Raw genomic sequence first — 24,559 nt, forward strand, 5'->3', positions numbered from 1 at the left:
ATGATCGACCTTACCCTACAGACTGTCCTTATCCTCGTCGGCGCGGCCTTTGCCGCCGGCTTTGTCGACTCGATCGCCGGCGGCGGCGGGCTGATTACGATCCCGGCGCTGCTGCTTGCCGGCTTTTCGCCGGTCGCAGCCCTCGGCACCAACAAATTGCAAGGCATGTTCGGGTCCGGCTCGGCCACCATCCATTATGCTGCCAACGGCCAGGTCGACCTGCGTCGTCAGTTGCCGTCGGCGCTGCTGGCGCTTGCCGGCGGCGCGGTCGGGGCGCTTTTGGCGACGGTCGTGCCCGGCGATTTCCTGCGCGCCCTCCTGCCGATGCTTCTGATCGCCATCGCGCTCTATTTCGCGCTGAAGCCGAGCATGGACGACGTCGACCGCGCCGAACGGTTGTCGCCTTTCCTGTTCGGGCTGATCATCCCGCCGCTGGTCGGCTTCTATGACGGCGTCTTCGGTCCCGGCGCCGGCTCCTTCTACATGCTCGCCTTCGTCACGCTCGCAGGCTATGGCGTGCTCAAGGCGACGGCGCACACCAAGCTGCTCAACTTCGCCTCCAACATCGGCGGCTTCATCGTCTTCGCCGCCGTCGGCGTCATCGACTGGAAGATCGGCCTGATGATGGGCGTGGCGCAGTTCATTGGCGCCCGTGTCGGCGCGAGCCTTGCCATCCGCATCGGCGCCAGGCTGATCAAGCCGCTGCTGGTGGTCGTCTGCCTGGCGCTCGCCGCGAAGCTGCTGGCCGACCCGGCCAATCCCTTGCGCCAGCTAATTGGTATGTGACTGCACCACTGGTAGAATAAGCGCGCGCGAATCATGTTGGAGGGACTAGACATGAATCTCAGTGCACCTACCCAAATCGTGTTCATTATTTCGTTGGTCATCGCCGTTATCGGCCTTCTCGCCGTTCTTGGCGTTCTTGCATTCATTCCGCTTGCGTCCGTTTGGATCATGCTCATCGCCTATATCGTGCTCGCCGCCGGCTGTTTGATGCGCGGCGCTTGAGCACTGCAAATCTCAGGCAACTCGGAGCGCCCGGCCCTGCCGGGCGCTTTTGATTCTTGCGAGCATGTTCTGCTAGGCTCGCACCATGTCCGACGAGACGGAGCGCCATCGCCAGGATAACCGCTCGCCCGCCCTCCATTTCGAGATGGTGCGGCGCAAGCCCGCCGCCTCGCTCGCAGGCATCGTCACCGATATCTGCGGCTATCGCGAGACAAGGCCGGGCCATTTCGGCATCGTCGAATATGCTTCGCTCACCGTGCCGCTGGTGATCAGCTTCGCCGAAGCCTTCGCCATCGGGCTCGGTCAGCCGCCTGGCGACAATGACCGCTACGCCAGCTTCGCCGCCGGCCTCTATGCCGGTCCGGTCATGATCGAATCCTTCGGCGGCGCCTGCTGCGTCCAGGTCAATTTCACGCCGCTCGGCGCCAGGCAATTCTTCGGCCTGCCGATGAGCGAGCTGCGCGACCGCATGGTCGGGCTGGACGACGCGCTGGGCTTTGACGGCATGGCATTGCGCGAACGGCTTGGCGAGGCGTCGGACTGGCACGCACGCTTCGACATAGCCGAGGGCTTCATTGCCAGCCGCCTTGCGGACGCGAATGCGCTGTCGCCCGAAATCGCCTGGGCCTACCGAACGGTCGTTGCGTCGGGCGGCCGCACCCGCATTGCGGCGCTTGCCGACGAGATCGGCTGGAGCCGCAAGCATCTGGCGGCAAAGTTCACCGACGCGATCGGCATCGGCCCGAAGACATTGTCGCGCATCGTGCGCTTCAACCGCGCGCTGTCGCTGTCTAAGCGGCAGGGCGATGACTGGGCCGGCATCGCCGCCGATTGCGGCTATGCCGACCAGGCGCATCTGGTGCGCGAGTTCCGCCAGCTTGCCGGCGAAACGCCGACTGCGCTCGCAGCGTTGATGTAGGCATCAGCCGAGGTAACATTTCTTCAAGACGCCAACACGGCCATGATGGACATTGGGCCGATCGACGCGAACAAGGAGATCGCCATGCCCTCGTCAACCGAAGCACCTCGTATCTACCCCGCCCTGCGCTATAGAAACGCCGCCAAGATGATCGACTGGCTGGGCGAAGCCTTCGGCTTCGAAGTGCGCGCCCGCTATGGCGAGGGAGACATCGTCCACCACGCGGAGCTGACCTTCGGCTCCTCGATGATCATGCTGGGCACCGCGCGCGACGACGACTACGGCAAGATGGTCGGCGATCCAAGCGGTGGCGGCGGCAAGTCGATCTACATCGCCGTCGATGATGCCGACGCCGCCTATGCCGGGGCGAAAAAGGCCGGCGCCAAAATCATCCAGGAACTGGTCGACCGCGACTATGGCAGCCGCGAGTTCATCTGCCTCGACCCCGAAGGCAATGTCTGGTCCTTCGGCACCTATTGGCCGAAGGCAGGAGAGAAGGCGTAGGAAGTCTCACCGACGTTGGGGATTGGCGACAGCGTCCGAGCTTCGTCATCCACGGGCTGAGCGGGAGCGAAGCGGACGCGCAGACCCGAGGATCCATTCCGTGACCTCGATCGAAGGGCAGCGGAGCTGAATTCTGCACCGTTCCAACCCGTTGAAGTCACGGAATGGATCCTCGGGTCTGCGCTGCGTCGCTTCGCTCCTTGCTCCGCCCGTGGATGACGATGGGATGGCGTTGCGGCGAATCGCCAAGGCTGAGGCTCCTTCAACGCAGCAAAGTTGGCGTGTTAAAAACGTCTGCATCGGGCACCTACCGCGCCTGCTTGAAAATCGCGTCGCAGTCGAGATGCCGTTCCAGCTCGGCCGCGACCTCGTCCAGCGCCTTCTCGACCTCGGCGCGATAGTCAACGCCGCCTCCCTTGACGCCAAGGCTCTCCAGATACGCGGCGCGAAAAGCGTCGGCGGAAAACAGTCCGTGCAGATAGGTGCCGATCACCTTGCCATCGGCGGAGACCGCGCCGTCCTCGGCGCCGTTGAGGATCGTCGAGGGCCGCGCCGTGTCCGGGCCGGTGGTGCGGCCGAGATGGATCTCATAGCCTTCGAGCGGCAGGCCGAATTGCACCGAATGCGCGCTCGAATTGCGCACGGTTTTTTCCGGCTCCATCACCGTCTCGATGTCGAGCAGGCCGAGGCCCTCAGCCTCTCTCACGCTGCCTTCGATGCCATCCGGGTCGGTGACCCTTCTGCCGAGCATCTGGTAGCCGCCGCAGATGCCGACGATGTGGCCGCCGCGCTTGCGATGGGCAAGAAGGTCGCGATCCCAGCCATTCTCGCGGAATATGAGGAGATCGCCGATCGTCGATTTCGAACCGGGGACGACAACCAGTCCCGCATCCTCCGGCAGCCTCTTCCCCGGCGGCACGAACACCACCTCGACCTGCGGCTCCGCCTTCAGCGGATCGAGGTCGTCGAAATTGGCGATGCGCGCCAGCATCGGCACGGCTACCTTCAGCGCCCGTTTCTCGCCGGAAGCGAGGCGTTCGAGCACGACGGAATCTTCCGAAGGCAACCGCCCGGCCGCCTTCAGCCACGGCACCACGCCGAAGCAGCGCCAGCCGGTGAACTTTTCGATCGCCTTGATGCCGTCGTCGAACAACGAGACATCGCCGCGAAACTTGTTGATGAGGTAGCCGGCGATCATGCGCCGGTCTTCTTCCGGCAGGATGAGATGCGTGCCGGCAACCGCGGCGATGACCCCGCCGCGATCGATGTCGCCGACAAGGATCACCGGCACATTGGCACGCGTCGCAAAGCCCATATTGGCAATGTCGCGGTTGCGCAGGTTGATCTCGGCGGGCGAACCCGCGCCCTCGACGATGACCAGGTCGGCGCCCTCGCCAACCTTGGTCCAGGAATCGAGCACCGCCTCCATCAGTCCGGCTTTCATCGCCTGATAGTCGCGCGCCCGCGCCTCGCCAAAGACCTTGCCCTGCACCACCACTTGCGAGCCGACGTCACTCTGCGGCTTAAGCAGCACCGGGTTCATATGCACGGTCGGGCGAACCCCACAGGCCAGCGCCTGCAGCCATTGCCCACGGCCGATCTCGCCTTCGACAACCTCGCCAGGAATGTCGGCGACGGCGGCATTGTTCGACATGTTCTGCGGCTTGAACGGCCGGACCTTCAGGCCGCGATTCTTCGCGGCGCGGCACAGCCCGGCGACCAGCACGGTCTTGCCGACATCGGAGCCGGTGCCCTGCAGCATGATCGCTTTTGCCATCAGCCCCTGCCTCTCAAGTCGATCATCGGGCCGATGGTCGATTTCTGCGCCAGCGGCCCCCCGCGCCAGAGATAGAGCGCCATCAGCGGTTCCTTGCCGGTGCGCATGGCATGGCTGACATTCGATGCGTGGTGAATCACCTCGCCGGCATCGCGGACATGAAAACTCCCCTCGCCCATTCGCCACTCCGTGCCGCCGGTCAGGGGGATATAAATCTCCTCGGCGATGTGGTGGTGGTCGGGATAGACGATGTTCGGACCGAGGATCACCAGGCCGCCCGCGACCTCGCCATTGACGAAATGCCCGCGCGTGCCGAACACTTCCAGCCAGCCGTAACTTTCGATGAAACCATGCCCGAAATCGGCGGCGCTATAGGTCTGCCCCCAGCGCAGCTCATCCCGATGATCGGCAACGAACCGCGCCAGCGGCTTGGCGTCGGCCGGCGCAAGCTCGGCGATACGATCGAGATGGCCGAGGCAGGCTAGCGCGCGCGGCTCAAGAGGACGGGCAGGCATATCCCAGCCGATGCGCGCGACTTCGTCTGCGACCAGGTCGTTGTCGACGCAGGCTAGATTGGCGTGGAATCGCTCCAGCAATTCCTCGAAAATTGGCGGCACGCAAGAGCTCCGTTAGTCATTCCATGCACAGCCGGTTCTCAGCGTCCCGGGTTGCGCGGCGGCATCATTGGTCTAGATTGAACGGCGCGCAAAGCCAAAAACGACAGGCCAGAAGGCCTGAAACGACAGGGAGCACGCCATGGACGCGGCAGTCGATGCGGGCACTGACCAATTCGAACTCACCGAGGAACAGCGCGCCATCCAGGAGATGGCTGAGGCCTTCGCGGCGGACCGCGTCGCGCCGAACGCGCTCGACTGGGACAAGGCAAAGCATTTCCCCGCCGATGTGATCCGCGAGACCGGCCCCCTCGGCCTCGGCGGCATCTATGTGCGCGACGATGTCGGTGGCTCTGCGCTTGGCCGGCTCGATGCCGTGCTGATCTTCGAGGCGCTTGCCCATGCCGACCCGACTTTTTCCTCCTTCATTTCCATCCACAACATGGCGGCCTCGATGATCGACCGCTTCGGCTCGGACGAGCAGCGCCAGCGGTTCCTGCCGAAACTGACGTCGATGGAGTGGCTGGCGAGCTATTGCCTGACCGAGCCCGGCTCCGGCTCGGATGCCGCCGCACTGAAGACGCGCGCGGTGAAGAGCGGCGGCGACTATGTCCTCAACGGCGCCAAGCAGTTCATTTCCGGCGCCGGCGACAGCGACCTCTATGTTGTGATGGCGCGCACCGGCGGTGACGGCCCGAAAGGCATCTCGACCTTTGTCGTGCCCAAGGACGCGTCGGGCCTCTCCTTCGGCGCCAACGAGCACAAGATGGGCTGGCACATGCAATCGACCCGCCAGGTCATCTTCGAGGATTGCAAGGTGCCGGCAGAAAACCTGCTTGCCACGGAAGGGGCCGGCTTCGGCATCGCCATGGCCGGGCTCGACGGCGGCCGCCTCAACATTGCCGCCTGCTCGCTCGGCGGCGCGCAGGCGGCGCTCGACAAGGCGCTCGCCTATACGGCCGAGCGCAAGGCCTTCGGCTCCAAGATCAACCAGTTCCAGGCGCTGCAGTTCAGGCTGGCCGACATGGAAACGGAGTTGCAGGCGGCTCGCATCTTCCTCTACGCCGCCGCCTCGAAGCTCGACCGCAAGGCGCCGGACGCCGGCAAATGGTCGGCGATGGCCAAGCGCTTCGTCACCGATATCGGCTTCGACGTTGCGAACGAGGCGCTGCAGCTGCATGGCGGCTACGGCTATCTGCACGATTACGGCATCGAGAAGCTGGTGCGGGATCTGCGCGTCCACCAGATCCTCGAAGGCACCAACGAGATCATGCGCGTCATCATCGCGCGGGCGCTGATTGGGCGATAAGGGATAGGCAGTAGGCAGTAGGCAGTAGGCAGTAGGGAAAGATGACCGGCAAGATCAACTCATACAAGGATTTGATCGTCTGGCAGCAAGCCATGGATTTGGCCGTCGCTACCTACTCCTTGACCAAGGCATGGCCGAGAGAGGAATTGTATGGGCTGACCAGCCAAATCCGCCGCTCAGCCACATCTATCCCCGCAAACATTGCGGAAGGTTACGGGCGAGATAACACCGGTTCCTATCAGCAGTTTCTCAGGATAGCGCAGGGCTCTCTAAAGGAGCTCGAGACGCACCTCCAGATCGCTGAACGCATCGGCCTGGCCACTCACGACCAGGTTCATCATATGCTGTCAGCCACAGAAGCCATCGGAAAAATGCTTCGCCAGCTTATTATTAGACTCGCACCTGAATAGACCTCCTACTGCCTACTGCCTACTGCCTACTGCCTACTGCCTACTGCCTACTGCCTAACCCTGGGAGCACCACTATGGCAACCATCGCCTTCATCGGCCTCGGCAACATGGGGAATCCCATGGCTGCCAATCTCGTAAAAGCTGGCCACGCTGTGCTGGGCTTCGACCTCATGCCCGAGAACCTTACAGTCGCGAAAGAGCATGGTGTGACAGTCATGGCGAATGCCGTCGCCGCGGTGAAGGACGCCGATGTGGTGATTACCATGCTGCCCGCTGGCAAGCATGTGCTGTCGGTTTACGAAGACATTGCGCCCAAGGCAAAGAAAGGCGCGCTGTTCATCGATTCCTCGACCATCGATGTCGAATCGGCACGCAAGGCGCATGCGATTGCCGCCAGGCACGGCCTGCCCTCGATCGACGCCCCGGTCTCTGGCGGCACCGGAGGCGCCACGGCCGGCACCCTCACTTTCATGGCCGGCGGTTCCGACGAGGCCTTTGCCACCGCCGAGCCGATCCTGAAGCCGATGGCCGGGCGCATCGTCCATTGCGGCGGCGACGGCGCCGGCCAGGCGGCCAAGATCTGCAACAACATGATTCTCGGCATCTCGATGATCGGCGTCGCCGAAGCCTTTGTGCTGGCCGAAAAGCTCGGTCTGTCGCACCAGGCGCTGTTCGACGTCGCCTCCACCTCTTCCGGCCAGTGCTGGTCGCTGACCACCTATTGCCCGGTGCCCGGCCCCGTGCCGGCATCGCCGGCCAATCGCGACTACAAGCCGGGCTTTGCCGCCGCGCTCATGCTGAAGGACCTGAAACTGTCGCAGGAAGCCGCGCAGAGCGCGGGCGCGGTGACGCCTCTCGGCGCCGAAGCCACGCAGCTTTATGCGCTGTTCAACGCGCAAGGGCATGCTGGCGTCGATTTTTCCGGCATCATAAATTTCTTGCGCGGCGATAAAAGCTAAGCGACTGCTTTCGAACGGTTATTAGCGCATTTTTTCGACCCAGAGCCGGCAAATTTAGATTTGCTTAAGGTCTCGCTAACTCACCGGTAACGATGTGCCTTTAAAACGGATTGCGAGGCGGACAACGCGTCCGCCCGGCGCTCCGGATCAGGTCTCGCGTACCGGAGCCCGTAAGTTTCGCAAGTATTCTTGTCGCGAAACGCCATGCGTATCTGGCAAAGCCGCGTTCCCGTTGGGGCGCGGTTTTTGCGTTTTGGAGACATCACACGAAACGTCCAGGAGTGGACCGGGCGCCCCTTGAGGAGCGCCCGGACAAGATCCCCTCAGCGCTTCCGCAAATCGGCGTCCGCGAGATCGAGCGCCTTCGCAATACGCTCACAAGCCATGTCGATCGTGTCGCGCGTCCAGATCAGCGGCGGCGAGAGAATCATCGTGTCGCCGGTGGCGCGCAGCATCATGTCGTTCGCGATCGCATGGTCGCGCACCACGACCGCCGCACTTCCCGACGGCAGATAGCGTTCCTTGGTCGCCTTGTCCTTGACGATCTCGATCGCGCCCATGAGGCCGATCGAACGGACCTCGCCGACCAGTCTGTGGCCGGCGATCCGCTCCTGCAGCGCCTGCGCGAAATACGGCCCGGTGTCATTCTTGACGCGCTCGACCAGCCCTTCCTTCTCGATGATCTCGAGGTTCTTGAGCGCCACCGCGCAGGCCACCGGATGACCGGAATAGGTGTAGCCGTGATAGAACTCGCCGCCCTTTTCCACCAGCGTGCTCGCGACGCGGTCGCCGACCAGCAGCGCCGACAGCGGCTGGTAGCCCGAGGTGAGCGCCTTGGCGGTGGTGATGGTATCGGGCTCGATGCCGAAAGTCTGCGCCGCGAACCATTCGCCGGTGCGGCCATAGCCGGTGATGACCTCGTCCAGCATCAGCAGCACATCGTATTTGCGGCAGATGCGCTCGACTTCGGGCCAGTAGCTCATCGGCGGGATTTTTACCCCACCTGCGCCCATCACCGGCTCGCCGATAAAGGCGGCGACCTTGTCGGCGCCGGCTTCGAGGATCGCGTCCTCGACCGCCTTCGCCGCACGGATGCCGAAATCATGGTCGCTTTCGCCCGGCAGCGCCAGCTCATAGGCATAGGGCATCATCACATGGACGATGTTCGGCACCGCGCCGCCGAGTTGCTTGTGCATCGGTTCCATGCCGCCCAGCGACGTGCCGGCGATCGTCGAGCCGTGATAGGCCGACTTGCGCGAGATGATGCGGTTCTTCTCGGGCTTGCCTTCGAGTGCCCAGTAGTGGCGCACGAGCCTGAGCGCCGTGTCGTTGGCCTCCGAGCCGGACGAGCCGTAAAAAACCTGGCTGACATGCGTGGGCGCAAGCTCCGCCAGCTTCTTCGACAACAGCACCGGCGTCGGCGTCGAGCATTTGAAGAAGGAGTTGTAGTAAGGCAGCTCCTTCATCTGCGCGTAAGCCGCCTCGGCCAGCTCATCACGGCCGTATCCGACATTGACGCACCAAAGGCCCGCCATGCCGTCGAGGATCTCCGTGCCGTCGGCATCGTAGATGAACGGACCCTTGGCATGGGTGATGATGCGCGAGCCCGCCTCGCGCAGCTCCTTGTGGTCGGTGAAGGGGTGAAGGTGATGCGCGGCGTCGATCTGCTGAAGCTGCTTCAGCGAATAATTCTGATAGGTCATGGATTTGATCTTTCCTCTTGAATCAATCCGGCAACGGCCGGGGCGGATTCGTCAGAGGAAGGCGGGCGGCGAATAGCCGATGCGGGCGCACAGTCGCAACAGCTCGGCGCGAAGGGTCCGCGGTGACGGCGTCACCGCGACCCCGAAGGCGCCTGAAGTGTTGAAGCGGATCATGGCGGCAGCTTATGCCGCCTGAGGCCCAAAATTCAAGCCGTGAGGGCCAGGATGGCGAGGCAATCGTTTCAGACAAGATTTGTGATTTTATCCGGCGGAGACCGCTAATCGTCCACGCCGGCGCCGCCCCTCATCGCCCTGCCGGGCACTTCTCCCCGTATAGTGACGGGGAGAAGGGGCTGGCCGCAACGCCGGCACCTTTCCTCAACGGCGGCGATTGGCGAAATCGCCGAAGAGAGCGCCCCTCTCCCCGTCACTATACAGGGAGAGGATGCCGGCAGGCAGGTGAGGGGCAGCGCCAGCGGTTTGACAGGTCGCGGACAAGTTCGAAACCTGAAGCGATTTTCCTGGTCAGGCGACGCCGCCGAGCGACCGCTTGAGGAACATATAGCGCATCGCCGTCTGCGCCGCCTGCGGCCGGCGGTCGCCGCGCCCGCCATGGCCGCCTTCGGTCTCCTCGAAGAACAGCGTCCGGCCATGGCCCGCCTCCTGCAGCCGCGCCGCCATCTTGCGCGCATGCCCGGGATGGACGCGGTCGTCGGCGGTCGAGGTCATCAGCAGTACCGGCGGATAGGCGACATTCGCCTCGACGTGCTGGTAGGGCGAATAGGCGGCGAGCCATGCCGCCTCCTCCGGCTTCGACGGGTCGCCATATTCGGCGATCCAAGAGGCGCCGGGCGGCAATTCGGTGTAGCGCAGCATGTCGAGCAGCGGCACGTCGATGATGACGGCGCCGAACAATTCCGGCCGCTGCGTCAGCGACGTGCCGGTAAGCAGGCCGCCATTCGAACCGCCCTGAATGCCGAGCTGCGCCGCCGTGGTGATGCCGCGCTTGACGACATCCTCGGCCACCGCCGCGAAATCGTCGAAGGCGTTCTGGCGCTTGCCTTTCAGCGCCGCCTGGTGCCAGGCCGGACCGAACTCGCCGCCGCCGCGGATGTTGGCCTGGATATAGGCGTTGCCCTTGTCCAGCCAGAGCTTGCCCCGAATGCCGGCATAGCCGGGCAGCAGCGGCACTTCAAAACCGCCATAGCCATACAGCAGCGCCCGCACAGGTCCGTTGTGGTCGCGGCGCCTGACCACGAAATACGGGATCATCGTGCCGTCCTTCGAGCGGGCCTCGAACTGCTCTGAAACATAAGGCGAGGCATCGAAGCGGGCCGGCTGCGACTTCACGGTTTCAAGCGTCTCGCCACTGTCGTCCGACCAGATGATCGAGCTCGGCGTCAGGAAATCGGTGAACGAGAAAGACACGCTCGAACCGAAATGCTCGGCATGGCCGATGCCGACATTGCCGTTGTCGGGCAATGCCACCGGCTTGAGCGACCAGCCATCGGCGGTGCGGTCGCAGGCGACGACCTTGCCGCGCACATTGTCCATCAGGTTGATGAACAGCCGGTCCTGCGTCCTGGCGAGCCCCGCGATCGAAACACGATGCGCCGGCGCAAGCACGGTTTCGAACGGACCGAACTCACCGTGCTCGATCCAGCGATCGAAATCGACCGAGTAGAGCCCGTCGGGCAGGCATTGCGTGCCGTCGGGCGCCGTCCACGGGCTGCGCACGCCGAAGATCAGCTGGCCTTTGAAGATCGCGGTGTCGGTGGCGTCGTCCGGCAGCGGAATGCGCCGGTTCTCGCCGGAAGCCAGCCGCAGGAAGCTGTGCGAGGTGAAGAAGGCGAGCGTCTTGCCGAGCAGCACATGCCGCTTGTCGCCGTCATATTCGACACCGCCGCCGACCGCGAGATGCTGCTTCTCGCCTTCGAAGATCGGCGTTGCCTCCTCAAGCTTCGTGCCGCGCCGCCAGAGTTTTATGACGCGCGGATAGCCGGACTGTGTCTTGTCTTCCTCTTCGAAAGCCGCCGAGACAAGCACCGTGTCCTTGTCCAGCCAGGAAAAGCCCGACTTGGACGCCGGAGCGCGAAACCCGCCCTCGACAAAGGACCTCGTGGCGACGTCGAACTCGCGCATCTCGCTGGCGTCGCCGCCATCCGGCGACATGTAGAGCAGGCAGCGGTCGAAATCGGGATAGAGCCGGCTCGCCCCGCCGAACACCCATTTGATGCCTTCCTTCGCCGAGAGCTGGTCGAAGTCGATGATCGTTTCCCACTCCGGCTTGTCGGTCTTGTAGGAACCGACAGGCGTGCGCCGCCACAGGCCCAGCGCATTGGTCTTGTCCTGCCAGAAATTATAGACGTATCCGGCAAGCGCTGCCCCGACCGGCATATTGTCCTCGGCGGTCATCAAGTCGAGCGCGGTCTCGAAGGTGGCCTGATAGGAAGGATCGCCCTGCAATTCGGCGACGGTCAGCGCATTCTGGCGATGAACCCAGTCGAGCGCTTCCTTGCCGTTGCGATCCTCCAGCCAGAGGAAAGGATCGTCAGCCGTCGACTCAGGCTGGGTTTTGGTCATCGTGCTGGTCATGCGGGTCTCCATCTGGCGGCCCGGCCTACATCGCGTTCGCTGCTTGGATATTCAAGAGCCTTGGCGAGATCGGTCACAAAACCCGCCGGCGCACGACCGTCGCCACCGCCAGGGCGGCGCAAATTACGCCCAGCGTGACCGGCAGGCCTGGGGCGCCGATGACATCCATCACGCCGCCGGTGAGCGGCGGCACGATGATGCCGCCGAGGCCCCACATCAGCGAGAAGGCGGCATTGCCGGCCACCAGCGCCGAGCCGGTGAACCGTTCGCCGAGCTCGATGATCGACATCGTGTAGATGCCGTAGGAAACGGCGCCCCAGACAAAGACGCAGACCCAGATCAGCGGCGTCTCGATCAGCGCGGGCAGGAGCACGCAGCCAAGGATGGTCACGACCACGCAGCCGAAGCGCACCAGGCGCGCCGTCAGCCTTTCGGCGAGCAGGCCGAGTGGCACCTGCATGGCGATGTTGCCGGCGATCATCACCGACAGCAGCGCCGACATGCGCGCCTCGGGAATGCCGTGATGCGTTCCGTAGACCGGCAGCAGCGCCAGGATCGCCTGCTCGAAACCGGCCGCGACGACGACCGCGGACAAAAGCAGCCAGGCCAATGGTATGAAGCCCAAGACCGAAACCTTGTTCTCGGCCTCCTCGACCTTGGGCAGCCGGCGCACGACCGCGCCCAGGCAGCCGCCGCAGAAGAGGAAGGCGCCGATACCAACCAAGAAAGGCGGCCAGCCCTCGGTGCCGACCGCGAGCAGGCAGAGCGGCCCGGCGGCGAAGCCGGCCGAGATGATGGTGGAATAGATGCCCATGACGCGGCCGCGCCGCGCCGGCGGTGCCAGCGCGATCACCCAGATTTCACTGAGCACATAAAGCGGGTTGGTCACCACGCCGATCAGGAAGCGCAGTGGGAACCACAGATAGACATTCTGCGTCCAGCCGACCAGCGCCAGCACCAGCGCCGAGAGCGCCGCGCAGGTGAGCGCGGTCCGCCCCGCCCCGAACCGGCGCGCCAATGCCGGAATTGGCGGCGAGGAAACGATGAAGCCGATCGGCGTCATCGCCGCCGACAGCCCGATCATCGCCGGCGAAACGCCCTGCCGCTGCAGGATGAAGCTGAGCAGCGGATAGGAAAGCCCCTGCGCGATGGCGAACACCGACACGGTCGCGATCACGCCGGTGATCGCGGCCCATTGCACGTTCTCGCTGCTCTCCGAACCAGCCAGAGCCATCGGTCCTGCTCCAATCGCTCGGAGGCTTAGCGGTTGTGGCCGGTTGCCGTAAGGCCCACAGTCGGCGAAAGCGGATGCTCCAGCCAAACCCTGTCAGGAACGTCGGCGCTGCTGAGAACGATACAAGGCGAACGCCACCAGCAGAACGTCGAGCCCGACGATGACAGTTGGCAGCCCGAGCGGCCCGATCGCCTGCATCAAGGCGCTGGCGCAGGTCGGGGCGCAAATGCCGCCGACAGCCCAGCAGCGGCTGCGGCGCTTCACCCGATCATGTCAACAATTTTGCGTATCCAGCGTCGACGATCATAGTGAGATGCTTCCGACAATCCTGATATTCGGCATCGCCTTGCTGAATGCGGCCCAGTTTCGGATTGCCGATGCCAGGCCATGGCAGCAGCGCGATCGGCGCTGCAACAGGAGTGAGATTGCTGCCCGCGCCGACGGCCAGCGTCGCGAGCAATCCATAGATTTCGCCACGGATATGCGGGCGGTTCAGGATGGCGACGCGCATCTGCCCCTGGTCGTTGGTGTAAAGATAGATTTGCCCGGATTTGCTGGGTATCGAGACCACTCCTTTTTGCGAAAACGGTGCATCCAGGCGGTCCATTTCGCGAAACGCCAGGCATTCTTGAGCCTCGTCCCAGTGGATCTGCGTGCGATAGGCATAGATGGCACCTGCGACCTCGAAGGACGGCCGCAGCGTCAGGTAGTCTCCTTCCAGCCAAGCAACGCCGGCTTTGGCATACCCGCCCAGATCCGATCGCGAAGTCGAAACCTTGGGGACCCGGTCGCGCAGGGAAACGCCTAAGGCAGCCTCCAGCCGCACGACACTCGCGACGGTGAACGGACGGCTGCCGTTCAGAGCCTTTTCAAGCGTCGAAATGGAGATCTTGGCGATGTCGGCCAGCATCTGACGAGACATGCGACGGCGGGCCAATTCTTCTCGAATTCGCGCTGCCATCGTTGCGTTCTGGCTCTCGGAGGGTTCGATATCTGGCCTCATCTCGCACCGGACAAGTCCGCACAACCGCATACATCGCGCGACCGACAGTGCCAATCAAGACCAAACAAGACGCTGGCCTCGCGAGCACCGCGAAACGCATTGTTCGCGTCGGTAACGAGCGAAGATGCGATGATCGTTTCTACCCTCTTCAGGCAATTGGCCATGGCTTGCGCCGGCCTGCTTTTCACAGCAAGCGCGGCGTTCGCGTGGCCGCTGATGACGGGCGACACACGGCGTTCAGAGTGCGTCGAGGCATTGGCGATAGCCTCGGCGCAATTCAAGTCCGACTCGTTCAGCATGAGAGCGCCCCTACCCATAGCGGCCGCCGCCATGTCCCGCTTGGTGCTCAGCATCGATCAGGAGGATATCGGGTCAGGCGACGCCCAGATCGCCGACTCCAATGTGTTCGGCAAAATGCCTTATCCTGGCGACCCCAACGTGCTGCGCAATCTGTACTGGCAAATCTCGCCGCGGAACGGCAAGCGACTGATCGTGGCCAAAAGAGCCTTCGGCTGGCATGGCGATCTCTATACCTATTATCTGGCCGATGCGTCTGTCCCCGTTGAAACCTTCTTGGTCGACCCCGAACAGGCACAGTCTTATGGCCTGCGGCCGGTCATCCAGGAAGCATGGCGGCCGCTGCAGCTGTTGCAGAATTCGGCATCGGGCCAACTCTGGGCAATCGACCAAAATGAGGAAAGGAGCTGGGATGTATACATCCTGGATGAGGCCGGGATGTCTACCCGTTGCCGCATCGCCTTCATGCCGGCAGTGACCCCGGCGGTCCAGCTGTTGCCGAAACCGGCGCAGCGCCTCGCGAGCCTGCTCGCCGGAACACTGGGACCTGGAAAGGATGAAGGCACGCTGCAGCCTACCGCGCGTATAAAATATCAGGTCGAACAAACATGGGCCAATGCAGCCATACGCCCATGGGCGTTGCAACGCGAGCTCTACAACTCACGCGCCGAAGTCGATGACGGGCTCAAGAAATGGGCAATGCAGGGTCCGGATTTCCGCAAAGCCTACCGCGCCATCCTCAGGCAGTACCCGCGGGCCATTGCGTCGCTGGGGTCATACTACCGCTCGACATTTCACGTGTCGTCGCGAGCCGCGCGGACAATGGCTATACATTCAATGGACTATCTATATCGCAGCTATTTTGTCTTCCGTCGCGAGCCGTCGGTTACCGTCCTCGGTTGGAATTGAGGACCAGCGCTCAGATTCAAGAGCGCGAAATCGATCAATCGATCAGTTGAGACTCTCTCGCAAAACTGTCCCTCCGTCATGTCGCTTCCCTCGCCCTAGTGGTCGCCGCCTCCTCACCGGCTGCATGGCCGCCGGTCCATTATGCCGGCCAAATACGGACCCTGACGAGGCATTTCATGACCGCTGCCCTCCATCCTGTCGAACCGGCACCGGCTACCGATCGCACCCGCCGTGGCGGCCGCGCGGGCAAGCGCGCCGGCGGCGCGGCCGCTTTCGAGCAGCCCGCCTTTCGGCAGTTGAAGAACCCGCTGACGCCGACCAAGTTCGTCTCCGACGACGAGTTGGAATCGATCCACCTCGCCTCGCTGCGGGTGCTGAAGGAAATCGGCGTCGACGTTCTGCATGAGGAAGCCCGCCGCATCATGAAGACGCATGGCGCGGATGTGCGCGAAGGCTCGGAGCGCGTGCGCTTCGACAGCGACATGATCCTCGAGCTTGTCTCGCACTGCCCGTCGGAGTTCACGCTGCACGCCCGCAACCCGGCGCACAATCTGCGCTTCGGCGGCAACAACGTCATCCTGTCGATGATGGCCTCGGCGCCGAACTGCTCCGACCTCGACCGCGGCCGCCGGCCCGGCAACCAGGCCGACTACCGCAACTTCCTGCGCCTGGCGCAGATGCACAACATCCTCAACTGCACCGGCGGCTATCCGGTCGAGCCGATCGACATCCACCCCTCGGTCCGCCACCTGGAGTGCATCCGCGACCTCGCCATGCTGACCGACAAGGTCTTCCACATCTATTCGCTCGGCAAGGAGCGCAATGTGGACGGCATCGAGATCACCCGCATCGCCCGCGGCATCAGCCGCGAGCAGCTAATGCAGGAGCCCTCGGTCTTCACCATCATCAACACCAATTCGCCGCTCAAGCTGGACGTGCCGATGATGGAAGGCATCATCCAGATGGCAAGCATGGGCCAGGCCGTCATCGTCACGCCGTTCACGCTGTCGGGCGCCATGGCGCCGGTCACCGTCGCCGGCGCGCTGGTGCAGCAGAATGCCGAGGCACTTTCCGGCATCGCCTTCGCGCAGATGGTCAAGAAAGGCGCGCCGGTCGGCTATGGCGGCTTCACCTCCAATGTCGACATGAAGTCAGGCGCGCCCGCTTTCGGCACGCCCGAATATATGAAGGCCCAGCTCGTCGGCGGCCAGCTCGCCCGCCGCTACAACATCCCCTACCGCACCTCCAACACCTGCGCCGCCAACACGGTCGACGCACAGGCCGCCTATGAAAGCGTGTTCTCGCTCTGGGGCGCGATCCAGGGCGGCGGCAATCTCATGATGCATGGCGCCGGCTGGCTGGAAGGTGGCCTGCGCTGCTCCTATGAAAAGACCATCCTCGACATCGACCTGTTGCAGATGGTGGCCGAGTACCTGACGCCTCTCGACCTCTCCGAGGACGCGCTCGGCTTCGACGCCATCCAGTCGGTCGGCCCGGGCGGCCATTTCTTCGGCACCCCGCACACGCAGGCGCGCTACAAGACCGCCTTCTACTCGCCGATCGTCTCCGACTGGCGCAACTTCGAGACCTGGACGGAGGCCGGCTCGCCGACGGCGATGGAGCGCACCAACAAAGTGTGGAAGGAGCGCCTTGCCTCTTATGAGGAGCCCTATATGGATCCGGCCATCCGCGAGGAACTCAACGACTTCGTCGAAAAGCGCCGCGCCGAGGGCGGCGCGCCGACGGATTTCTGATCTGCGGTCGGTCAGGCAACTGCCCGCCGCTCATCCTCATTTCTGACTCCACATTGCACAAGACGGACCTATCTGTATGAAATCTCATGTAAAAGCGGTTGTCATCGGCGGCGGTGTCGTCGGCTGCTCGGTGCTTTATCATCTGGCCAAGGCCGGCTGGACCGATATCATGCTGATCGAGCGCTCGGAGCTGACCTCCGGCTCGTCCTGGCATGCGGCGGGCGGCTTCCATACGCTGAACGGCGACCCAAACGTCGCCAAGCTGCAGGCCTACACGGTCCAGCTCTACAAGGAGATCGAGGAGCTATCCGGCCAGTCCTGCTCGCTGCATTTGACCGGCGGCGTCATGATGGCCGATACGCCGGAGCGCATGGACTTCCTGCGGCTGGCGCATGCCAAGGGCCGCTATCTCGGCATGGACACCGAACTGATCACGCCCTCGGAAGCCAAGGCGATGTTCCCGTTGATGGACGAGAAGAACTTCGTCGGCGCCATGTGGGATCCGGTCGAAGGCCATCTCGACCCTTCCGGCACCACCATCGCCTATTCCAAGGCCGCGAAAAAGCTCGGCGCCGAGATCGTGCTGCGCAACCGCGTCGTTGATCTCACACAGCAGCCGGACGGCACGTGGAACGTCGTCACCGAACAGGGCACGGTCCATGCCGAGCATGTCGTCAACTGCGGCGGCCTGTGGGCGCGCGAGATCGGCCGCATGGTCGGCGTCGAGCTGCCGGTGCTGGCGATGGAGCATATGTACCTCCTCACCGAGCCGATGCCGGAGGTCGAGGAATTCAACAAGTCGACCGGCCGCGAGATGATCGGCGTGCTCGACTTCAAGGGCGAGATCTACACCCGCCAGGAGCGCAACGGCATCCTGCTCGGCACCTATGAGAAGGCCTGCAAGCCGTGGTCCCCGGTCAACACGCCCTGGGATTTCGGCCATGAGCTTTTGCAGCCCGACATCGACCGCATCGCGCCGTCGCTGGAGATCGGCTTCAAGCATTTCCCCGGCATCGAGAAGGCTGGCATCAAGCAGATCATCAACGGCCCCTTCACCTTCGCGCTCGACGGCAATCCGCTGGTCGGCCCGGTGCAGGGCCTGACCAATTTCTGGTGCGCCTGCGCCGTCATGGCCGGCTTCAGCCAGGGCGGCGGCGTCGGCCTGGCGCTCTCCAACTGGATGGTGCATGGCGATCCGGGCTTCGACGTCTGGGGCATGGACGTCGCCCGCTTTGGCGAATGGGCGACGCTGCGCTACACCAACGCCAAGGTTCGCGAGAACTATTCGCGCCGCTTCTCGATCCGCTTCCCCAACGAGGAATTGCCGGCAGCGCGGCCGGCGCAGACGACGCCGCTCTACGACACCATGCTCGCCAACAACGCCGTCATGGGCGATTCATGGGGCCTGGAAACCCCGCTCTGGTTCGCGCCGAAGGGCACGGAACCGAAGGACATCGTATCCTTCCACCGGTCCAACGACTTCGGTCCGATCGGCGAGGAAGTGCGCGCCACGCGCGAGAAGGTCGGTGTCACCGAGATCGCCAACTTCGCCAAATACGAAGTGTCCGGACCGGGCGCCGAGGACTTCCTCAACCGGCTGATGACGAACCGCATGCCGAAGACCGGCCGCATCGTGCTGACCCCCATGGTCAACGAGTTCGGCAAGCTGATCGGCGACTTCACCATCGCCAAATCAGGCGAGGATCGTTTCATGATCTGGGGCTCGTCGGCCGCGCAGAAATATCACATGCGCTGGTTCGAGAAGCATTTGCCCAAGGATGGCTCGGTGCGCATTCACCGCTTCGACCAGACGCTGGTGGGTCTCTCGATCGCTGGTCCCAAATCGCGTGACCTTTTGCAGAAACTGGTCGACGTCGACGTCTCGACCAAGGCCTTCCGCTTCATGGACTTCCGCGAGATGGCGGTCGGCGGCGCGCCCTGCATGGTCAACCGCATCACCTATACCGGCGACCTCGGCTACGAGATCTGGATGGCTCCGGCCTACCAGCGCCTCGTCTATAAGGCGATCAAGGAGGCGGGCGAAGAATTCGGCATTGTCGATTTCGGCATGCGCGCGCTGCTGTCGATGCGCCTGGAAAAGAACTTCCCGACCTGGTTCCGCGAATTGCGCCCGATCTACGGCCCCTTCGAAGGCTCGATGGATCGCTTCATCAAGCTCGAGAAGAACGACTTCATCGGCCGCGAGGCCTCGGCCAAGGAGCATGCCGAAGGACCAAAACTGCGCCGCGTTTCCTTCATCGTCGACGCCATCGATGCCGATGTGATGGGCGACGAGCCGATCTGGGCCAAGGTCAGCAAGGACTACGGCTCGGTGGAGAAGCCGCATGGCTACGGCGCGCCGCGCTTCGACGAGGCTGGCAAGGAAGTCCGCGGCTCCAAAGCCGCCGAAGGCGCCTCCGCCGTGCGCGGCATCATCGATGGCGAATGGCGCGTCGTCGGCTGGGTGACCTCGGGCGGCTACGCGCATTACGTCCAGAAGTCGATGGCGCAGGGCTATGTCCCGGCTGCCCTTGCCGAGGACGAAAGCGCCGGCCTGTTCGAGATCGAGATCCTCGGACACCGCCGCCCGGCCCGCATCAATGTCGAGCCGCCCTTCGATCCGAGCGGCGAGAAGATGCGGACCTGAGACACGCGGATTTGTTGGATTGCCCCGGTTGCTGTGGCATGGTCGATGGCCCGCTACCGGCGCATCGGCATGAGAAGACTATCCCACTTGCGGCAGCTCGAAAAATGGACCGACTGGCTCTGCGATGAACGGGTCGGTCCGTTCAACGCCGCTGTCGCGTTTGTCCTCCTCTACTGCCTGACCCAGGTCGTGGCGATGACGCTGTTGTCCCACGTCGCGGGCACCGGCGTCGGCGTCGACGATTCCGAGCAGTTGATGGAGATGCGGTTCCTGGCCGCCGGCTACGGCAGCTCGCAACCGCCTTTGTACACCTGGCTCGCCATGCTTGCGGCCTCGTTGGTTGGAACCAGCGTCCTTGCCCTCAAGATCGTCAAATACGGGCTGCTGGCCGCCGGGCTGGCCGCCTATTTCACCGCCATACGCCGCCTGGGCTATTCGAACCGCGCCGCTGCCGCCGGCATGTTCGGGCTGCTTCTGTTTCCCCAGATCTTCTGGGAAATGCAGCACGCCCTCACCCACTCGGTCGCCATATTCTGTTTCACCTCGGTGCTGCTCCTGGCGCTGGTCGAGGTCGAGAAGCGGCGATCGGCCATCGCTTATGCGGTGTTTGGCCTCGCGACGGCGGCGGCGATGCTGTCGAAATACAACATCGTCATCTTCCTTGCCGCGTTGTTCCTGGCGGCACTGTCGCTTCGCGAAACGCGTGAGGCGATCTTCGACCGCCGCTTCCTGATCAGCGTGGTCGTGGCGATCCTCGCTTGCCTCCCGACGCTTCACTGGAACATCGCGCACCCGGATGACTTCCTGGCGCACCGCGGCGGCTTCGGCGCTGGCAAGGGCGATAGCCTCTTGGAGACGGCGGCGCTCGCCCTGCGAGGACTTGGCAACGCGATGCTCAATTTCGCGGGTCTGCCGATGGCCATCGTTGCCGTCGCGTTTTTCCTGGTCGCACGAAAAACCATGACAACGCCCCAGCCGGCGCGTTGGCCCGAAAAGCTGCTGTGGCGCACGATCGCCCTTGCCTTGCTGGTCACGCTGGTGGTGGTTCTGGCCGGTGGCATCACTCAGTTTCGCGATCGCTGGGTGCTGCCCATATTCGTCCTTTTGCCCGCCGCCCTTGCCATGCGTTTTGACGCGATCGGCCAAAGGGGCAGAAAAGCGCAAGCAACCATCGTCTTTGTCGGCACGGTCCTCGCCATCCTTGTGCTGCCGGTAAGCTGGTACATGCATGTGAACGGCGGCGACAGCCGCGGCGGCATCGTGCGCATGGACTACCGGTCGCTTTACGACCAGATCAGCGCCGACGGTCCGGTCAAGACCGTGGTCTCGAGCTGGTTCTGGGTCGGCAATCTGCGCCTCGTCGACGCCGACCTCATCGTGCTCGATGACGAGATACCGGACTTCGCCCGTTTCATCCGCGAACCGGCGGTGCTTGTGCTCGCCAATGACAGGGAACCGCCCTCGGATGTTTTCGTGGAGATGGCAAAGGCGGGCTACGCGATGGACACCGTCCACCGCCGTATTGAGGTGCCGCAGGCGCTCGGCTTCCCGCCGCGCCAGGTCATCGTCACCAGACTGCACAAGATAGCCGGGCAGTAGGTTTCAGGGGAACTGCATGGACAAGCAACGCTTCGGCCGCCACCGCAAGATCATGCCCTTCGAACCCGGCTCGGTCGAGGCGCTGCGCGAGGCCTCGCGCGAGAAGGCGGCCTCGCTCAACCAGCATGTGCTGGGCTATGGCGCGACGGCCGAAGCCGAATGGGCGGCTGCAGGCGTTGCCGCTCCAAACCTGGTTGCCATGCGGAGCTACCGGCTCGAGCGCATCCGCGCCGAGCTGAAGCGCCGCGACTATGGCGGCGCCCTGCTTTACGATCCGGTCAACATCCGCTACGCGACGGACTCGACCAACATGCAGCTCTGGGTCGCGCACAACCCGACGCGCCACTGTTTCGTCGCCACCGAGGGCCCGGTGGTGCTGTTCGACTATTTTTCCTGCGAGCACCTGTCGGATCATTCGAGCGTCGTCGACGAGGTGCGGCCGGCGGTGTCGTGGATGTATCTCTACAGCGGCGAGCTGACCGATGAGAAGGTCCGCCGCTGGGGTGCCGGCATCGCCGAGCTCGTGGCCGAGTTCGGCGGCAATCGCCGCATCGCCATCGACCACATCAATCCCGAGGGGGTCGAGGAACTCACCCGCCGCGGCATTTCCGTCGGTAACGGCGAGGCGGTGATGGAGAATGCGCGGCTGATCAAGTCGCCTGACGAAATCCTTGCCATGCGGCGCTCGATCGTCGCCTGCGAGGCGGCGATGGGCGAGATGGAAGCAGCTTTGAAGCCCGGCATCTCCGAGAACGAATTATGGGCTGAGTTGCATCGCGGCAACATCGCACGCGGCGGCGAATGGATCGAGACGCGGCTTCTGTCGTCGGGGCCGCGCACCAATCCCTGGTTCCAGGAATGTTCCTCGCGCGTCATCGAGAATGGCGACCTCGTCGCCTTCGACACCGACCTGATCGGCCCCTACGGCTTCTGCGCCGATCTTTCGCGCACATGGCTCTGCGGCGATAGGCAACCGTCGAACGAGCAGCTCGACCTCTTCCGCATCGCCGCCGACCAGATCGCCCACAACACGGATCTGATGCGGCCGGACATCTCCTTCCGCGACCTCGTCGAGCGCTCGGCGGTGCCGCCGGGCGACTGTTTCCCTGCCCGCTACGGCGTGCTCTATCACGGCGTCGGCCTGGCCGACGAATATCCGACGTTGCCGCACGCAAGCGACTGGACCGACGACACACCGGACGGCGAGCTCGAGCCCGGCATGGTGCTTTGCGTCGAAAGCTATATCGGCAGGCTTGGCGGGCGCGAAGGCGTCAAGATCGAGGAACAGATCCTGATCACCGAGACCGGCAACGCGAAACTGTCAGCCTACCCTCTGGAAGAGCGGCTGCTCTGACGCGCCGCCTTCGACCGCCGCGACGCCCTCGCGCATCGCGGCAATGAGCGAGGCCGGGGTGGTCCTCGCCGTGATATAGGGCAGGCCCTTGCGCCGCGCCGTCCAGCCGACGACTTTGACACCCCGCGCAGCCGGTTCGAAGCGCTGGGCCAGCGCCCAGCTCTGGCAGTCGATCGCCGCGATATCGGCCCTGCCTTCGGCGACGGCGACGATCGACGACCGGTGGCCTCCGCTCTCACCGCGCGAGGCAAAGATGTCCAGGCTTTCGCCCATCGCCTCCAGGTCGCGCGTCAGCCCGATCAGCCCGGACATCGAATCGGGACTGTTGAAGATGAAGCGCTTGCCGCGCAGAAGATCGATCGGGATGACGGCGTTGCCGTCCTGCGGCGATGCAGCCGACGAACCGCCGTCCGCGGCCATCATCAGCGCGCTGGAATAGAGTTCGCCCTGCCCGCCCTCGAATGCATCGTAGTTCGGCTGCGCGATCACTTGCACATGCCGGGCAAGGCCGAGTTCCAACGGCCCCCAGCAGGTTTGCCCGAACAGAAGCGCTGGGCTCAGCCACAGCTGGTGGAAATCGAACTCGTCCGGGGGCAGCGTCGCCGGATCCGATGCGATCACCTCGCCGACGGCGTCGAGGATGCCGCCGGACACCGGCGGCAGTTCGCGGTTGCTGCGCACGACAGACTCCGGCGCATCGATGCCGCGTTGCCGGAAGGCGTCGCGGAGAAGCGCCCATTGCGCATCGACCTCGCCCCGCGCTTCGGGCCAGTCATACATCGGCAGGGCCGCAACGAACTTGCTCATGTCGAATAGCTTTCAAGGACAGGTGATCTTCGGCGCCTGCATTCCGCCGTGAAAAGCGGTCGCGGAAAGCCGAGATTACTCCTTCGGCGGCTCCGCCGGAACCGGCGCGGTTCCAAGCCCGTTGACATTGCGCGCCCTGACGCGTGGCTTGAAGGCGCGGCCAGGTTCGGGCGAACGGCGCAATACCGGATGGATGACCGGCTCCTTTGCCTTGAAGGCGAAGGATTTGATCAGGGCCAGATAGTTCGGATAGACATAACCATTGTTCATCCGCAACCATTCCTCGCGGCGCTCGCGAAACAGCTTCGGCAATCTGTACCACGCAACCGTCGGGCTCTTGTGATGCACGAAATGCAGGTTGTTGTTGAGGAACAGGAACGACAGCGGCGAGCGTTCGACGATGATGGTGCGTCCTTCCGGATGTTCGGACCACTGGTGCTCGGCATAGGTGCGCACCGAGATCAGCGACTGTCCGAGCCAGACCGGCACCAGCACATAGAGCCAGAGCGGGATGCCGAAGCCGAAGGTGACGATCGGCGCAACCACGGCAATGCCGATGGCATGCAGCAGCCATGCCTTGCGGATTGCCTTGTCGCCCGCTGCGATCTGCCTGGCGTCATCGATGAAGAAGCCGACCGAGGACAGCCACGGGCCGAGGATCAAGCGGCCGACCATGGTGTTGTTGACCTTGAGCAGGAACTTCATCGTTGGAGGCAGTTCCTCATGCATCCAGAGCGCCTGGTAATAGGTCTCCGGGTCGTCGAGCGGATCGGTAAGCCGCTCGTCGGCATGGTGTCGAAGATGGATGGTCTTGAAACGCCGGAACGGCCAGACAAGTCCGATCGGCAGGAAGACGAAGGCTTCGTTGATGCGCGCGCTGCGGGTCGGGTGGCCGTGCAGCACCTCATGCATCAGCGAGGATTGCAGCGCCAGGATCACCGCCAGGGCGATAAGTGCGATCAGTGGATGGGCTGGCCAGAGCAGGAAGCCGACGGCGAGCCATGCGCCGTAGCAGAACAGTGCGAGGAATACCGTCGGCCATTCGATTGCCGGTGCGCTGCTACGTCTCTTGTTCATGCCGGTATTCATGCTTGCCATGCTATCGACCACTGCCTTTCAGTCGCCGGAACCCCTCGATTCCTGACAGCATTGTGTCA

The 24,559-nt window shown here is 63.7% G+C and carries 21 protein-coding genes; 12 read left to right on the top strand and 9 right to left on the bottom strand.

Going from position 1 to position 24,559, the window contains the following annotated elements:
• The 4 genes from CK230_RS01510 to CK230_RS01525 all read left to right on the top strand — a co-directional run bounded on the left by CK230_RS01510 (position 1) and on the right by CK230_RS01525 (position 2,431).
• Positions 1 to 786: a TSUP family transporter gene (locus CK230_RS01510; protein ID WP_095815434.1), complete on the top strand. Its 786-nt coding sequence runs from the start codon at positions 1 to 3 to the stop codon at positions 784 to 786.
• 51 nt (positions 787 to 837) lie between these two features.
• A complete protein-coding gene (locus CK230_RS01515) occupies positions 838 to 1,008 on the top strand; it encodes a hypothetical protein (protein ID WP_095815816.1) in 171 nt (56 codons plus the stop codon).
• A gap of 85 nt (positions 1,009 to 1,093) precedes the next feature.
• On the top strand, positions 1,094 to 1,927 hold the full coding sequence (locus CK230_RS01520) for an AraC family transcriptional regulator (protein WP_095815435.1): 834 nt from the start codon (positions 1,094 to 1,096) through the stop codon (positions 1,925 to 1,927).
• An 84-nt stretch (positions 1,928 to 2,011) separates the two neighbouring features.
• Positions 2,012 to 2,431, top strand: coding sequence for a VOC family protein (locus tag CK230_RS01525; protein ID WP_095815817.1), 420 nt, complete (start codon positions 2,012 to 2,014; stop codon positions 2,429 to 2,431).
• A 307-nt stretch (positions 2,432 to 2,738) separates the two neighbouring features.
• Here CK230_RS01525 and CK230_RS01530 read toward each other — a convergent pair whose 3' ends face one another.
• On the bottom strand, positions 2,739 to 4,208 hold the full coding sequence (locus tag CK230_RS01530) for a cobyric acid synthase (protein ID WP_095815436.1): 1,470 nt from the start codon (positions 4,206 to 4,208) through the stop codon (positions 2,739 to 2,741).
• A complete protein-coding gene (locus CK230_RS01535) occupies positions 4,208 to 4,825 on the bottom strand; it encodes a dimethylsulfonioproprionate lyase family protein (RefSeq protein WP_095815437.1) in 618 nt (205 codons plus the stop codon). Before CK230_RS01535 ends, CK230_RS01530 begins: the two co-directional genes overlap by 1 nt.
• A gap of 139 nt (positions 4,826 to 4,964) precedes the next feature.
• On the opposite strand from CK230_RS01535, the gene CK230_RS01540 reads away from it, so the two are divergent.
• The 3 genes from CK230_RS01540 (at position 4,965) to mmsB (ending at position 7,500) form a co-directional block, all read left to right on the top strand.
• Positions 4,965 to 6,131, top strand: coding sequence for an isobutyryl-CoA dehydrogenase (locus CK230_RS01540; RefSeq protein WP_095815438.1), 1,167 nt, complete (start codon positions 4,965 to 4,967; stop codon positions 6,129 to 6,131).
• A gap of 41 nt (positions 6,132 to 6,172) precedes the next feature.
• Complete coding sequence (locus tag CK230_RS01545; protein ID WP_095815439.1) at positions 6,173 to 6,541, top strand: four helix bundle protein; 369 nt, start codon at positions 6,173 to 6,175, stop codon at positions 6,539 to 6,541.
• Between the two features lie 74 nt (positions 6,542 to 6,615).
• A complete protein-coding gene (mmsB, locus tag CK230_RS01550) occupies positions 6,616 to 7,500 on the top strand; it encodes a 3-hydroxyisobutyrate dehydrogenase (RefSeq protein ID WP_095815440.1) in 885 nt (294 codons plus the stop codon).
• Positions 7,501 to 7,823: 323 nt separating this feature from the next.
• Here the strand turns inward: mmsB and CK230_RS01555 are convergent, their stop codons facing one another.
• From CK230_RS01555 to CK230_RS01580, 5 genes are all read right to left on the bottom strand, one after another.
• On the bottom strand, positions 7,824 to 9,203 hold the full coding sequence (locus tag CK230_RS01555) for an aspartate aminotransferase family protein (RefSeq protein ID WP_095815441.1): 1,380 nt from the start codon (positions 9,201 to 9,203) through the stop codon (positions 7,824 to 7,826).
• Between the two features lie 51 nt (positions 9,204 to 9,254).
• Entirely contained in the window at positions 9,255 to 9,377 is a 123-nt protein-coding gene (locus CK230_RS01560; protein WP_095815442.1) for a capsid protein, read from the bottom strand.
• Positions 9,378 to 9,728: 351 nt separating this feature from the next.
• The gene (locus tag CK230_RS01565; protein WP_095815818.1) at positions 9,729 to 11,798 is read right to left on the bottom strand and encodes a prolyl oligopeptidase family protein; all 2,070 of its coding nucleotides are present in this window, start codon (positions 11,796 to 11,798) and stop codon (positions 9,729 to 9,731) included.
• Positions 11,799 to 11,871: 73 nt separating this feature from the next.
• Positions 11,872 to 13,032 carry an MFS transporter gene (locus CK230_RS01570; protein WP_095815443.1) on the bottom strand — a complete coding sequence of 387 codons (1,161 nt, stop codon included), beginning with the start codon at positions 13,030 to 13,032 and terminating at the stop codon, positions 11,872 to 11,874.
• A 268-nt stretch (positions 13,033 to 13,300) separates the two neighbouring features.
• Positions 13,301 to 13,993 (bottom strand): helix-turn-helix transcriptional regulator, encoded by a 693-nt coding sequence (locus CK230_RS01580; RefSeq protein ID WP_245429785.1) that lies wholly within the window; start codon positions 13,991 to 13,993, stop codon positions 13,301 to 13,303.
• Between the two features lie 171 nt (positions 13,994 to 14,164).
• Between CK230_RS01580 and CK230_RS01585 the strand changes: the two genes are divergently transcribed.
• The 5 genes from CK230_RS01585 (at position 14,165) to CK230_RS01605 (ending at position 22,595) form a co-directional block, all read left to right on the top strand.
• On the top strand, positions 14,165 to 15,241 hold the full coding sequence (locus tag CK230_RS01585) for a hypothetical protein (RefSeq protein WP_095815445.1): 1,077 nt from the start codon (positions 14,165 to 14,167) through the stop codon (positions 15,239 to 15,241).
• A gap of 176 nt (positions 15,242 to 15,417) precedes the next feature.
• A complete protein-coding gene (locus tag CK230_RS01590) occupies positions 15,418 to 16,995 on the top strand; it encodes a trimethylamine methyltransferase family protein (protein WP_095815819.1) in 1,578 nt (525 codons plus the stop codon).
• Positions 16,996 to 17,071: 76 nt separating this feature from the next.
• On the top strand, positions 17,072 to 19,642 hold the full coding sequence (locus tag CK230_RS01595; RefSeq protein ID WP_095815446.1) for an FAD-dependent oxidoreductase: 2,571 nt from the start codon (positions 17,072 to 17,074) through the stop codon (positions 19,640 to 19,642).
• A 69-nt stretch (positions 19,643 to 19,711) separates the two neighbouring features.
• Positions 19,712 to 21,241: a glycosyltransferase family 39 protein gene (locus tag CK230_RS01600; RefSeq protein ID WP_141245971.1), complete on the top strand. Its 1,530-nt coding sequence runs from the start codon at positions 19,712 to 19,714 to the stop codon at positions 21,239 to 21,241.
• Positions 21,242 to 21,257: 16 nt separating this feature from the next.
• Positions 21,258 to 22,595: a Xaa-Pro peptidase family protein gene (locus CK230_RS01605; protein ID WP_095815448.1), complete on the top strand. Its 1,338-nt coding sequence runs from the start codon at positions 21,258 to 21,260 to the stop codon at positions 22,593 to 22,595.
• Here CK230_RS01605 and CK230_RS01610 read toward each other — a convergent pair.
• Both CK230_RS01610 and CK230_RS01615 read right to left on the bottom strand, forming a co-directional pair.
• A complete protein-coding gene (locus tag CK230_RS01610; protein WP_095815449.1) occupies positions 22,563 to 23,402 on the bottom strand; it encodes a PhnD/SsuA/transferrin family substrate-binding protein in 840 nt (279 codons plus the stop codon). The two genes, CK230_RS01605 and CK230_RS01610, sit on opposite strands and share 33 nt — an antisense overlap.
• 75 nt (positions 23,403 to 23,477) lie before the next feature.
• Positions 23,478 to 24,479 (bottom strand): fatty acid desaturase, encoded by a 1,002-nt coding sequence (locus tag CK230_RS01615; RefSeq protein WP_176479980.1) that lies wholly within the window; start codon positions 24,477 to 24,479, stop codon positions 23,478 to 23,480.
• Positions 24,480 to 24,559: the final 80 nt, after the last annotated feature.

Source organism: Mesorhizobium sp. WSM3859 (assembly GCF_002295065.1).
Lineage (GTDB): Bacteria > Pseudomonadota > Alphaproteobacteria > Rhizobiales > Rhizobiaceae > Mesorhizobium.

What these genes read in the sequence shown, in the direction of transcription:
- CK230_RS01510 (WP_095815434.1), top strand. Translation starts at nt 1, where the DNA reads ATGATCGACCTTACCCTACAGACTGTCCTTATCCTCGTCGGCGCGGCC.
- CK230_RS01570 (WP_095815443.1), bottom strand. Translation starts at nt 13,032, where the DNA reads ATGGCTCTGGCTGGTTCGGAGAGCAGCGAGAACGTGCAATGGGCCGCG.
- CK230_RS01515 (WP_095815816.1), top strand. Translation starts at nt 838, where the DNA reads ATGAATCTCAGTGCACCTACCCAAATCGTGTTCATTATTTCGTTGGTC.
- CK230_RS01585 (WP_095815445.1), top strand. Translation starts at nt 14,165, where the DNA reads ATGATCGTTTCTACCCTCTTCAGGCAATTGGCCATGGCTTGCGCCGGC.
- CK230_RS01555 (WP_095815441.1), bottom strand. Translation starts at nt 9,203, where the DNA reads ATGACCTATCAGAATTATTCGCTGAAGCAGCTTCAGCAGATCGACGCC.
- CK230_RS01560 (WP_095815442.1), bottom strand. Translation starts at nt 9,377, where the DNA reads ATGATCCGCTTCAACACTTCAGGCGCCTTCGGGGTCGCGGTGACGCCG.
- CK230_RS01520 (WP_095815435.1), top strand. Translation starts at nt 1,094, where the DNA reads ATGTCCGACGAGACGGAGCGCCATCGCCAGGATAACCGCTCGCCCGCC.
- CK230_RS01565 (WP_095815818.1), bottom strand. Translation starts at nt 11,798, where the DNA reads ATGACCAGCACGATGACCAAAACCCAGCCTGAGTCGACGGCTGACGAT.
- CK230_RS01580 (WP_245429785.1), bottom strand. Translation starts at nt 13,993, where the DNA reads ATGGCAGCGCGAATTCGAGAAGAATTGGCCCGCCGTCGCATGTCTCGT.
- CK230_RS01600 (WP_141245971.1), top strand. Translation starts at nt 19,712, where the DNA reads ATGAGAAGACTATCCCACTTGCGGCAGCTCGAAAAATGGACCGACTGG.
- CK230_RS01525 (WP_095815817.1), top strand. Translation starts at nt 2,012, where the DNA reads ATGCCCTCGTCAACCGAAGCACCTCGTATCTACCCCGCCCTGCGCTAT.
- CK230_RS01605 (WP_095815448.1), top strand. Translation starts at nt 21,258, where the DNA reads ATGGACAAGCAACGCTTCGGCCGCCACCGCAAGATCATGCCCTTCGAA.
- CK230_RS01595 (WP_095815446.1), top strand. Translation starts at nt 17,072, where the DNA reads ATGAAATCTCATGTAAAAGCGGTTGTCATCGGCGGCGGTGTCGTCGGC.
- CK230_RS01540 (WP_095815438.1), top strand. Translation starts at nt 4,965, where the DNA reads ATGGACGCGGCAGTCGATGCGGGCACTGACCAATTCGAACTCACCGAG.
- CK230_RS01530 (WP_095815436.1), bottom strand. Translation starts at nt 4,208, where the DNA reads ATGGCAAAAGCGATCATGCTGCAGGGCACCGGCTCCGATGTCGGCAAG.
- mmsB (WP_095815440.1), top strand. Translation starts at nt 6,616, where the DNA reads ATGGCAACCATCGCCTTCATCGGCCTCGGCAACATGGGGAATCCCATG.
- CK230_RS01590 (WP_095815819.1), top strand. Translation starts at nt 15,418, where the DNA reads ATGACCGCTGCCCTCCATCCTGTCGAACCGGCACCGGCTACCGATCGC.
- CK230_RS01545 (WP_095815439.1), top strand. Translation starts at nt 6,173, where the DNA reads ATGACCGGCAAGATCAACTCATACAAGGATTTGATCGTCTGGCAGCAA.
- CK230_RS01615 (WP_176479980.1), bottom strand. Translation starts at nt 24,479, where the DNA reads ATGAACAAGAGACGTAGCAGCGCACCGGCAATCGAATGGCCGACGGTA.
- CK230_RS01610 (WP_095815449.1), bottom strand. Translation starts at nt 23,402, where the DNA reads ATGAGCAAGTTCGTTGCGGCCCTGCCGATGTATGACTGGCCCGAAGCG.